Below are 12,194 nucleotides of genomic sequence, written 5' to 3' on the forward strand. Positions count from 1 at the left end.
GCCACTTAATGTGGCATTTTTATTGGACTTAACAGAGTCAATTTAGCTCGATTAAATGAATATAGGTAGCTACTTATATTCTTTATAAGCTTCGCCTTTTTCCAACCACTTTGGCGCATCTGCACCCTTTAGGTAATGGTCAAAATACTGCTTCATTCTAATCGTGTAATCTAATTTATTTGGGTACTTTTTCAAGTGATGTGGTTCGTCTTCATATTGTAAGAACACCACATCTTTCCCCGTACGGCGCATCGCCAGATATAATTCAACACCTTGTTCCCAAGGCACCGCATCATCTTTATCACCAAACATAATCATCATCGGGGTTTGAATACGTTCAGCATAAAACACTGGTGAGTTTTCTATATATTTCTGTGGTGATTGAAACAAGCTTTCAGCAATACGGCTTTGGCCTGTTTCGTATTGGAACTGACGCGCTAAACCTGAACCATGACGAATGCCACTATATGCACTGGTCATGTTCGATACGGGGGCGCCTGTTACTGCAGCTTTAAATATATTTGTCTGGGTCACCGCAAAAGCAGTTTGATAGCCGCCCCAAGAATGCCCTTGAATCCCCACAGCGTCAGGATCGGCGATACCCATATCGATAAGCTTTTGGACGCCAGAAGTTAAGCCTTTAACTGCTGATGCCCCAGGATAACCTACTTCAAAACGGATATCAGGTAAGAAAATAGCGTAGCCATTGTCAGCATACCAAGCAAAGTTAGGACGATGGTTTATCGCCATATGCGGGAATGAATGTAAACGGTCGCTCATAAAGCGGTAAAAATACACCATGACAGGGTATTGCTTACCTTCTTGATAATGAGTGGGTTTAATCAATACGCCATCAGTTTTACGACCATCAGCATCGCTCCACTGAACCAACTCAGCACTTGCCCAATCAAAGCCATCACGTTGCTTGTCTAAATCAGTTTGTTTTACAGCATCATTTGGTGAGTTCACGCTAGCGGTATAAAGATCTGGAAACAAATCATAACGCTCTTTCGAATACACGATAGTATCTGCATTTTTACTGCGCGCTAAGATTTTCAGTTTAGCGTTACTATCAACTAATTCGGTCAAACTAGAAACGCCAACTGTAGCACTATAAAGACTGTCGGCTTTAGTGGTTTCGTTATAACCATGAATCAGCAATGATTGATCTTGTGTGACAACAGCAGGCACATCGCCGTCTTCGTATTGCCCTTCTATACGCAGTTGCGTTTTAGTCTTACGCCCTTCCCCTTTTGACAACATAAAGCCGTCAAAAGATGACGAGTTGAACTGCCAAATGTCATATTTGTCATAGGCAATAATGCCTGAGCCATCTGCTAACCAAGAACCGAAACCATAGCTCGGTGCATTACCTGGATAATCATGATCTTCATTGGCAAAACTGACGCTAATATCTTTTGAGATGGTGTGTCTTCTCACGCCTGCAATATCGTACATAAATAGCTGGCCTTGTTGATAATAAGCAACAAAGCGTGCATTAGGCGATAATGTTGGCATTTCATTAGATGGATGCTGAGTCAGTAACTGCAACTTTCTACCAGTATTTAAATCAACCAGATAAACGTCTTGGTAAAAACCCGCCCAAGTGATCATTTTCTGATATGGCACATCTGAGGTCGCCAGTAGATAACGTTGCTGCTCTCCATATTGCACATCTGGAATCGCTTCATCAGCAAGTTGGACTATGCGATTTGCTTTTACATGCAGTACAGATAAATAAGTGCGTTGTTGCTCTTTTGAATATTGCTTAACTTCATGAGGCTTTATCTTTGGGTCATCGCCATGCCACACTTTCAAATTACGAAGACCTGTAACCACACTGGTATCATATAAGTCAGCTTCAGACTCGATCTCTGCTAACGAAACCACTTTATCAACCTGAGGTACGCGGCCAATAAATAGTCGCAAACTGTCTTCAGAGAAAAACACTTTAGAATATTGGTTTAATGTCCAGTCATCATCCAGTGGCGTTTCTTTCAATTTAAATGTGGTTAAGTTTAATAGTGAAAGCTGATATTCACGCTCATCACGTTCGACTTTAGCGTCACCTTGAGTGAAAGCGAGCCATTGACCATCATCAGATAAACTTAGCTCTCCAACCTGGCTATCAATGTTTTTAAACACTTGCTTAAGGGTATTATTGGTTAAGTTAACTTTTTTAATGAGGTGTTGATTTGTTTTGATATCATTAATAGCAACAACAAAGTTTTTACCGACGCGATCAAAACTAAATTGAGTCACATTGTCAAAGTCGTGGCTTGAGTTGTCAGCTAATTGAATCAGTTTTATTGCACTGCCAATGTCTTTTTCATTGATACTAGGTGCGTCTTTATCTTCATCACCCTCGGCTTCTTCAACTTCAAACCAAATCGCTAAAAAGAGCCCATCCTGGCTAAACTCTGCATGTTTCACTTTCTCGAAGTTTTGTTGTTCAGCCGTTTCGGTGTTGAATAATGCAAGCCCTGAATGCAGTTCCGATTTTTTTAATGTCTTCTTTTCTAATAACGTCGGATTAAGCGTCGCAATGGCAAAACTGCCTTGGCTGTTAAGCTTAACATCTGAGCCGCCAGCAATAACAAACTGCTTCTTAGATTCAACAATATTGATCAGTGCCCGGCTATCACCTCTATCAGGCATTGCTTCAACAGCGATGGTCTTTCCATTATCAGAAATCACTGGCTGCTTAAGCGTTTCAAAATGCATAATGTCATTTAGCGATAATGAAGTGGGTTGTTCAGCCGCAGCAAGCGACATTGACGCTGTGAATAACGTCAAGGGAATAAGTTTATGTAACTTCAAAGTCATCCTCGTTATATTTATTATTTTTAAACGGCTAAGTCTTGAAGACTCATCCTAACGCTTAAGCATAAGAAACGACATATTTTACATGAGTGGAAATAGATCGTTTACCATCAATGTATAATTCTGTTCTCTTTTTAGCAAAAACAATAATTAAGTTTATTTTTTAAACTGCTAGACCAAAGTCGTCTGTTCAAAAAATCTAATCTCAATAAGCTATCTTGGTAAATTAACCGAACCAATTAACGAATCAGCAACAATCACGGTCTAAATATGACGCATATTGAAGCTTTAATTTAAGCTGTTGTGAATATCTTAAAGCAATCAGCTGAGGATTAACTTAAAAAACTTAAAAAATATGTGATTTATCTCACTAAATCCTGTAAAAAAATTTCAAAATTCGTTAAAATGCGCCGCAACAGAACCGTTAGTTAATCGTCCCGTAACAGTGTTATTAACACTGACAGGAAAATGCAGTAACCACTAAGTGGAAGGACTATCCATGCCAAAACGTACTATAACCGTAATCCCAGGTGACGGGATTGGACCAAGCATTATCGATTCCGCTTTAAAGATTCTCGACAAAGCTGGTTGCGACTTTGAATATGAATTTGCAGACGCCGGTTTAGCCGCACTAGAAAAGCAAGGTGAATTAGTACCACAGCGTACCTTAGACCTAATCGAAAAAAACCGTATTACATTGAAAGGACCTTTAACAACACCTGTTGGAGAAGGCTTCACTTCAATTAACGTGAGCTTACGTAAAAAATTCAGCCTATACGCAAACGTACGCCCAGTACTTTCATTTAACGGTACTCAAGCACGTTACGACAACATTGATATCATTACCGTTCGTGAGAACACGGAAGGTATGTACTCAGGTTTAGGTCAAAAAGTGTCTGATGACGGCGCGACAGCAGAAGCCACCAGTATCATTACACGCCAAGGCGCTGAGCAAATCACAACATTTGCCTACGAACTAGCGCGTAAAGAAAACCGTAAAAAAGTGACTATCGTTCATAAAGCTAACATCATGAAATCAACTTCAGGTTTATTCTTGAAAGTGGCACGTGAAGTAAGTGAACGTTACCCAGATATCGAAACAGAAGAAATGATTGTTGACGCAACTTGTATGAAGTTGGTTATGAATCCAGAAAATTTCGACGTTTTGGTCACCACTAACTTATTCGGCGATATCTTATCTGACTTATGTGCAGGTCTAGTTGGCGGTTTAGGCATGGCACCTGGTGCTAACATCGGTAAAGATGCTGCTATTTTCGAAGCTGTTCATGGTAGCGCACCTGATATCGCGGGTAAAAACTTAGCTAACCCAACGTCTGTTATTCTTGCTTCTATCCAGATGCTTGAATACTTAGGTATGGCTGACAAAGCTGAAATGATCCGCGCAGCAGTATCTGCAGTGATCGAAGAAGGCGACCGTACTACTCGTGATTTAGGCGGTACTCATGGTACTACTGACTTCACCCAAGCTGTTATTGACCGTTTAGGTTAATTTACCTGACAATCAGTCGGTAAATAATTAAAAAGCTTTAACAAAAAGCCCTTAGTGATTCACTAAGGGCTTTTTAATATCTGTTTTTACTCGCTATGCCTGTTTGCTACTTAATCGTGAAAATTCCAGGCTGTATTAGGCTTAACCCATAAATGTACCGTCACTTCATCACGGTCATGGTAAAGATGTTTACATTGGATTTTAAAGTCATCAATTTCATTTTCTTTTAAAATCACAGCCATGGTATCAAGAATTTGTTTAACTTCTTTATAGCGACTCTTCATTGGGAGTTTAAGATTAAAGATAGCTTCTTTAAACCAACCATTAATGGCCCAAGCTTCCATTAACTCAGCAACACGTGATGGCTTTTCTACCATGTCACACACTAGCCAATAAATGTTCTTTCTTGGTGGCTCAAAACGAAAACCGTCAGCACGATAATGACGTACTTGTCCTGTATCCATTAGCTTTTGATCCATAGGTCCATTATCAACAGCTGCCACAAACATACCACGGCGAACTAGCTGATAAGTCCAGCCTCCTGGACAAGCGCCTAAATCAACAGAATGCAGGCCTGAACGACAACGTTGCTCTTGCTCTTCCTTTGTTAAGAAATGCCCAAAAGCTTCATCCAACTTTAAACTTGAACGACTTGGCGCATCTGCAGCCATTTTGAGGCGTGGAATACCCATAAAATGAGGCGAGCTGTTGTTTGTTAATGAGTAACCCACATAAGCCTGACCTGGCGCCACAAAGCAAACATGAATAATCGGTCTTCTGTCATTTTCTTGAGCAAGTAATGAACCTGACTTTTTTAGCCCCTGGCGCAATGGCACGGTGAACTTACGACAGAATCCAGATAATTCTTTAGCTTCATTGGTATCAGGCGTTTCGACTCTTAATTCACCTGCTTTAGTGACACCTGACAATGCCGCCACAACGGGTGAAACACGGTCAGTTTCAGGCAAGCCCTTTAATAAGTCATTAGCTGCAAACATTTGTCTGGCAAAGACTAACGAGTTCAGTTCGATTTTCTTGGCTAGCTGCTCACCACCATCTTCTTCAAAGCATTGGTAAATAACATAGGCATCGTTGGTATTGGTTTTAACAAAACCACCAATATTCAAGTCAGCTGCTCGCTGTTGAATTTCTGCAGCACAATCTTTTTCATAACCTGCACGGCAGAACAAAAATAGGTTTTTCATGGTGAACCTTAAGCTTCAAAACGAGACTCAAGATTGAGTGTCGTTAGTCAGTACAATTAAAAATACAATATTGAGCTGCATTATACGCAACTTTACAGACACTGTGTGAATTGAAGATATAAAAAGCGAAAACAACAAAGCCGCAAAAAGTTGCCTTTGTGCGGCTCTGTAGCAATATTAATCATCAAACATCAAACGATATTAAGTTGACGCTATTAATCCAAAGTGATTCTAGACTTTATCTTCATGCTTAAAGATAGCAAGCGCAAACAGTAACCAACCTAATAACATACAAAGGCCGCCCATTGGCGTTATCGGGCCAATCCATTTAGCCCCTGTGAATGCATAAACATATAGCGAGCCAGAGAACAGTAATATCCCAACAAAGAATAGGCCTGCTGCCCAATTAAGTAATTTTGAAGATATCCAATGCCCAGCAAAAGCGACCGCAATAATCGCAAAGGTATGGTAGAAATGATAATCCACTCCCAGCTTAAAAATAGCTACAAGTTCAGGAGGAGCAATATTTTTAAGTCCATGAGCGCCAAATGCGCCTAAACCAACCGCAAGAAAACCACTCAATGCAGCTAATAGTAACAAGCCTTTTTTCATTTCATTGCCTTTAAAAATTCAACTATCATCAAAAATTATTAAACGTGTAAATCGATAAACTGCTTACATTGCTCAACACAATCTTGCAGATTAGCCTCTAAAGTGGCACCTGACGACTTTCTTGGCTTAAAACTATGATCGCCATCAGTAATCCAGCCTAATCTAATGGCATCGCTTAGTGGCCAAAGTGGTATTTCTGTTTTGCCACCAAACTTATCACGCTCTCCCTGTAACACCATCACAGGCACTGAGGCATCATTTATCGGCGATAAACGGGGCTCTCCCCCTTTTAGCGGCACAAATGGATAACCTAAACACATTACTGCCTTGATTCGCTTTTTTACTTGCTCAAACTCAGGGTGTATTTCAACTTTGGCGATATCACTTAATTCAGGCGTTGTAATAATCGCTGACATTCTTCCCCCCATGGATTTCCCCATGAGGATAATATTTTCCGTAATTAAGCTGCCCTGTTTGATTTGATGTTCAATATCAACTAGCACTTGTTGGTAGTAATTAAGTAACTTAGGCGCTCTATCGGGTGGTCTACGCTTACCGTCTTGCATGTTGGCTTGCATATATAAGAAGTTAAACCGTAAAACTTGCACGCCAGTTTGTGCAAGATCGTTTGCCACTTGCTCCATAAAGTCGGAATGCATATTAGCGCCGGCGCCGTGGGCAAAAACCACCAAAGTTTTACTGGGCTTGCCTAATAAAATCGATTCAATGTCTATTTCAGGCACTGGTGTTAGTCTATTTTCAAGTTTTGTCATTATTGGGCTTATCAGTAATCATGTAGACATAATATTAGGCGAAGCAAATTGCACCTCGCCGAGCTTAACCAGCAAGTAACTCACTACGTGATTCTTCGGCAAACATGTCAACCATCCACTCTCTAAACGCGGCAACTTTACCGAGTTCGGAATGATTTTGCTGACAAACCAAGTAGTAAGCATCTTTACTCACTAATACTTCTGAGAAAGGACACACTAATCGCCCCGCCTTAATATCAGGTCGAGCAAGCACGCTATAACCTAATGCCACACCTTGTCCATGAGCTGCTGCTTGTAAAACCAATGACGAATGACTGAATATCGGCCCCGAGTTAACATTAATTTCACTAATCCCGCATTGTCTAAACCAAGCTTGCCAATCATGGCGACTTGAGTCATGCAATAAGGTGTGATTTTTTAAATCACTGGGTTTCTCTAATGGTTTAGGGCCATTGAGTAACAAGGGTGAACAAACTGGAATAAGCACTTCATTACGTAACTTATCAGCGCGAAGTCCTGGCCAATTGCCTTGACCATAATAGATAGCAACATCGACGTCATCAGTTAATGAATCAGCTTCACTGTCTACGGCTTTAATCCGCACATCAATGTCTGGATTTTTTTCACTGAACTTCGCCAATCGAGGCACAAGCCATTGAATTGCAAAGCTTGGAGACATACTTACCGTTAATGAACCTATCGCACTTCTTGCTAAAAGGCGGTCCGTAGATTCCCCAAGTTGGATAAAGATATCTTTGATATCGAGAAAATAACTCTGGCCTTCTTCCGTTAATAATAACGAGCGGTTTTTACGGCGAAATAGTTTTAAACCTAAAAAATCTTCTAATGCTTTAATTTGATGACTCACCGCCGCTTGAGTCACAAAAAGTTCTTCTGCCGCACGGGTAAAACTCAAGTGTCTGGCAGCGGCTTCGAAAGCTTTGACCGCGTTCAAAGGTGGCAATCTTCTCGACATAGTGATCAATCTCTCGTTTTTTAATTAGTTTTTCTAATGATTATCGTTATTTTTTGTCGTTTGTAAAGAACACTGTATTCGTTTAAATTATAACCATTGAAATTTAGTGAGTTGGACAATCTCAATATGGAAAAGAGGGAGTGTCCGACAGTATGATTTGTCAGCCCGGAGGCGACCCTTTATGTTTAACTTAAAAACCCTAGCAACTGTAACTTTACTTTCTACTTTCGCTTTTGCAGCTAACGCTACAGATTCAACAATTGATATCAGCGACCTGCAAGCGTCAATGAACGCTGAATTTGAGCAAAGTATGACAGAAATGCAGAACAACGTTGATGTCGATGTTAAAAGCTCATTAGTTGCTGAGAAAGAAGATCAAACAACAGTGACCACAGCAGAAGTTCGCATTGCTGAATAATCTACTGTAAAAACAGATTCAAAAAAACCGCATTAGCCAAATTAATGGTGATGCGGTTTTTTTATGGCCATTTTTTATAGAAAACCACAATATGGGTTCAACTTAAAGTAGCTAACGGCAAACCTCGAGAATAGAAGATAAAAAAATAGCTAGCGGTATACACCACTAGCTATTTTTTAATAAGTTTTAAACCGTTATTACTGCAACTTCAATGATCTGCAATTTCAAGCCTCAGAAATAACAAACCTCAGTAATATCAACGCGCCACAATATCTGTATCGCTTACCAAGATGTGTATTGTTTATGGGCGGTACACTTTTACGTTGCTATAACCTTGCTCTGTTAAGTAAAGCGCTTGCAGTTTACTCATCACACCGCGGTCACAATATAAAAGGTAAGTTTTCTCTTTATCTAAATCAGCAAACTGAGTCGCTAACTTAAAGAAAGGAATTTTTAAAATTTCAGTACCTTCGATACTCAGCGGATTTTGCTCTTCTTCGTCTTGAGCACGGATATCAATAACGATATCACCATTATCAATTGCTTCAACGGTTTCTGTTTCACTGACCGTAGTCTCTACTTTTTCAGCGATTTGCTTAATATCGATAACCACTGCATCATTTACGACGCGATCAATTAAGTCTTCAGTAAATTTAAGCTCTTCAGCTTCAATCTTAGCTAGCACAGCTTTAACTGTTGGCTTTTGCGAAATAACACCACAATATTCAGGTATTGCCTTAGCAAAATCTTCGGTACCAATTTTGCGGCTTTCGTTAATAATGTCTTGCTTATCCATTGTAATAAGCGGGCGCAAGATTAACAGATCAGTACAACGGTCAATTACGTTAAGATTAGTGAGAGTTTGGCTAGATACTTGACCTAAACTTTCGCCAGTCACCAATGCTTGGATACCATACTTGTCAGCAATTTTAGTTGCGGCGCGCATCATGACACGTTTTAAGATAACCCCCATTTGACCGTTATCGATTCTTTCTAAAATTTCTTCAACAACAGGTTCAAATGGCACAGTGATGAAACGAACTTTGTGAGACTCACCGTATTTCTGCCATAGATGATAAGCAACCTGCTTCACACCGATTTCGTGTTGAGCGCCGCCCAAGTTAAAGAAGCAGTAATGGGTACGTGCACCTTTCTTAATAAATTGGTAGCTAGAAACACCTGAATCAAAACCACCAGAGATAAGTGATAACACGTCTTCTTGAGTGGCCATTGGGAATCCACCCAAACCTTCAATACGACGAACAACCATATACAGTTTCTCGTGATCAATTTCTAAATTGACTGTCATATCAGGATTTTTAAGCTTAACGCCTGCGGCTTCAGTGTGCTGATTTAATCCGCCACCCACATAACGCTCAACCTCAATCGAATTAAAGTCATGCTTACCTGTACGTTTTACACGAACACAGAACGTTTTGCCTGCCAATTCGTCTTTATAAACAGGTAGCACTTGCTGATAAATATCATCAATAGAATCGAAGCTGTATTCATCTACTTGAATAACATGGGCAATACCAGGAATACACTCTAGACGTGCAGAAATTGCATCAACTCTGGCTTGTTCATCGCTAGCTACGTGGATCATAATGCGATCCCATTGGCGCTGTACTCTTACGTCTTCATCAACTTTTTTAAGTACATTGCGAATGTTAGTTTCAAGGATTTTAGTAAAACGCATTCTAACGGTTTTACTTTTCATCATGATTTCTGGGTATAGCTTTACGATAAACTTCATTGGATTTCCGCGGGCATCTGATTCGGTATAAGCCTTATTAAGCAGTAATATTATCTCGGCAAAAAGACGCTTATGGCATTCATATTACTGACTAAAAAGGCATAAAAAACGATGGCTGGACAGTGACCAGCCATTTAAGGGCGGGATTATAGCAAAAATTGACTATTAACCAAACACATTAAATAGCAATACCTAGACTAGAGCGCGTTTCGGTTTATAAACTAGAAAACATAAAAAAAGCCGCGTTAATAAAAGTGAATCACAATTATTAAAACGGCCTTTTATCGTCTGCGTAAAACTCTTTTAAAATCATTTAAATCAACAAAAACGAACTCGAAAAACATCCGATTGTAAACTGATAAAATTGATTAATCCGCGCCCTTTATTGCTGCGGGATAGCTTCAATTTCTCTCGACTCTTTTGCTTTACCTTGCTCAATAGAAATCTCAACGCGGCGATTTCTACTGCGATTTTGATTAGAGTCATTGGGGACTAGTGGCGAGTTTGATGCCATGCCAACCACTCTCATTCTCGCCTCATCAAAACCTTTCACTTTAGCAAGTTCGTGAGCCACAGCAACCGCACGCTTACTCGATAAATCCCAGTTAGAACTATAAAGCTCATTACTGATATGCATGCCATCGGTATGACCTGAGACAGTAATGATCCCCGGAACATCTTTGAGCAAGTCACCAATAGAGCGGACAACAGGTTTAAACCGCGGCTGTAAGAAACCAGAGCCTGAGGCAAATGAACCTTTCTCTCGAATTCGAATTATGATTTGTTGACCTAATGATTCGATTTCAATCGCACCATCAACAATCTCTTCGTTGAGTTTCTCGGCCATCTTTTTAACTTGCTCGTTAATGTTTTCTTGCTCTGATGATGACTGAGATTCTTGAGCTTGAGCTTGCTGTTGTGCTGTAGCAGCTGCATTACCGCCTCTGTTTTCACCTTGTTGTTTTTGCACACCGCCCGCACTGGCATCATCACCCGCTTGATACTCAATGGTTTGTTGGGTCATTTCATTGGTTTGCTGATTAATAATTTCAATCGGTGTCGGATCAGGTTTACCAGGTCGAAACTCCAATGCGATGACTGAAGTTCCTTTAGGAATATCTTTTACTTCCACTTTATTTTGTACGCCAAATGCGTACTTCATCGAGCCAGCGATTTGCTTGAACTTCATCACATCCATTTCAGAGAATGCTAGCAGTAGAACGAAGAAACACATCAACAACGACATTAGGTCAGCAAATGTCGCTAACCACAATGGTGCTCCGGGCGGTGGACAATCACACTTGGCCTTCTTAGCCATGAGTTATTCTCCGTCCGTTGTATCAATTTGACGTGATTTTTCAGATAAGTAGTTTTTAAGGAAACCTTCGATTACACGCGGGTTTTGGCCATCTTGAATCGCTAATACGGCATCCATAATCAAATTACGGTTGAGCAATTCTTCACTCATTCTTAATTGAAGTTTATCGGCAATCGGGATCGCAATCATGTTCGCAATTATTGCGCCATAAAGCGTTGTTAACAAAGCAACGGCCATTGATGGACCAATCGATTTAGGATCATCCATATTAGATAACATGGCAACGAGGCCAATCAAGGTACCGATCATCCCCATTGCTGGCGCAACATCACCTAGAGACTTAAATATACCAACACCGGTTTTATGACGTTCTTCAGTAAGTGCAATATCTTTTTCTAAGGCTTCACGAACCACATCGCCATCATGGCCATCGACCAACATATCAACGGCTTTCTGCATAAAGCTATTAGTGATTTGAGCCTCTTCTAATGCCAAAAATCCACCTTTACGGGCAGCATCAGCCATATTAACCGATTGTTCGATTAAATCTTCTGGCTTATCGATTTTAAACATAAAAGCTTTAGCGCCAATTTTAACAGCACCCAGAAACTGCTTTAAATTGTACTTCATCATTACAACGAACAATGAACCAATAAATACAATCATCACTGATGGCACATCAACAAATATTGAAATACCACCACTGCTGACCATAGACCCAATAATAAAAGCAAAGGCTCCGATTAAACCTATTAGGGTTGCTAAATCCACAATGTCTCCTTGATTGCAGTCTTATAATGCTG

10 protein-coding genes are annotated in these 12,194 nt (G+C 40.2%); 2 read left to right on the forward strand and 8 right to left on the reverse strand.

Going from position 1 to position 12,194, the window contains the following annotated elements:
• Positions 1–69 precede the first annotated feature (69 nt).
• Positions 70–2,826, reverse strand: a complete 2,757-nt coding sequence (locus tag LMH66_RS08105) for a S9 family peptidase (protein ID WP_229369206.1) — start codon at positions 2,824–2,826, stop codon at positions 70–72.
• Between the two features lie 496 nt (positions 2,827–3,322).
• Between LMH66_RS08105 and LMH66_RS08110 the strand changes: the two genes are divergently transcribed.
• Positions 3,323–4,333 carry an isocitrate dehydrogenase gene (locus tag LMH66_RS08110; RefSeq protein ID WP_102529062.1) on the forward strand — a complete coding sequence of 337 codons (1,011 nt, stop codon included), beginning with the start codon at positions 3,323–3,325 and terminating at the stop codon, positions 4,331–4,333.
• A gap of 110 nt (positions 4,334–4,443) precedes the next feature.
• On the opposite strand, the gene rlmM is transcribed toward LMH66_RS08110, so the two are convergent.
• The 4 genes from rlmM to LMH66_RS08130 all read right to left on the reverse strand — a co-directional run bounded on the left by rlmM (position 4,444) and on the right by LMH66_RS08130 (position 7,899).
• Complete coding sequence (gene rlmM / locus LMH66_RS08115; RefSeq protein ID WP_102529061.1) at positions 4,444–5,538, reverse strand: 23S rRNA (cytidine(2498)-2'-O)-methyltransferase RlmM; 1,095 nt, start codon at positions 5,536–5,538, stop codon at positions 4,444–4,446.
• Between the two features lie 231 nt (positions 5,539–5,769).
• Positions 5,770–6,150, reverse strand: a complete 381-nt coding sequence (locus LMH66_RS08120; RefSeq protein WP_102529060.1) for a DUF423 domain-containing protein — start codon at positions 6,148–6,150, stop codon at positions 5,770–5,772.
• Positions 6,151–6,188: 38 nt separating this feature from the next.
• On the reverse strand, positions 6,189–6,923 hold the full coding sequence (locus tag LMH66_RS08125; RefSeq protein ID WP_229369207.1) for an alpha/beta family hydrolase: 735 nt from the start codon (positions 6,921–6,923) through the stop codon (positions 6,189–6,191).
• A 64-nt stretch (positions 6,924–6,987) separates the two neighbouring features.
• A complete protein-coding gene (locus LMH66_RS08130; RefSeq protein ID WP_102529058.1) occupies positions 6,988–7,899 on the reverse strand; it encodes a transcriptional regulator GcvA in 912 nt (303 codons plus the stop codon).
• A 181-nt stretch (positions 7,900–8,080) separates the two neighbouring features.
• Between LMH66_RS08130 and LMH66_RS08135 the strand changes: the two genes are divergently transcribed.
• Entirely contained in the window at positions 8,081–8,317 is a 237-nt protein-coding gene (locus tag LMH66_RS08135) for a hypothetical protein (RefSeq protein WP_229369209.1), read from the forward strand.
• Between the two features lie 301 nt (positions 8,318–8,618).
• Here LMH66_RS08135 and thiI read toward each other — a convergent pair whose 3' ends face one another.
• The 3 genes from thiI to pomA all read right to left on the reverse strand — a co-directional run bounded on the left by thiI (position 8,619) and on the right by pomA (position 12,162).
• Positions 8,619–10,073, reverse strand: coding sequence for a tRNA uracil 4-sulfurtransferase ThiI (thiI, locus tag LMH66_RS08140; protein WP_229369211.1), 1,455 nt, complete (start codon positions 10,071–10,073; stop codon positions 8,619–8,621).
• 382 nt (positions 10,074–10,455) lie between these two features.
• Positions 10,456–11,391 carry a flagellar motor protein MotB gene (locus LMH66_RS08145; RefSeq protein WP_229369213.1) on the reverse strand — a complete coding sequence of 312 codons (936 nt, stop codon included), beginning with the start codon at positions 11,389–11,391 and terminating at the stop codon, positions 10,456–10,458.
• A 3-nt stretch (positions 11,392–11,394) separates the two neighbouring features.
• A complete protein-coding gene (pomA, locus tag LMH66_RS08150) occupies positions 11,395–12,162 on the reverse strand; it encodes a flagellar motor protein PomA (protein WP_102529054.1) in 768 nt (255 codons plus the stop codon).
• Positions 12,163–12,194: the final 32 nt, after the last annotated feature.

The organism is Shewanella sp. 10N.7 (assembly GCF_020806285.1).
Lineage (GTDB): Bacteria > Pseudomonadota > Gammaproteobacteria > Enterobacterales > Shewanellaceae > Shewanella > Shewanella electrodiphila.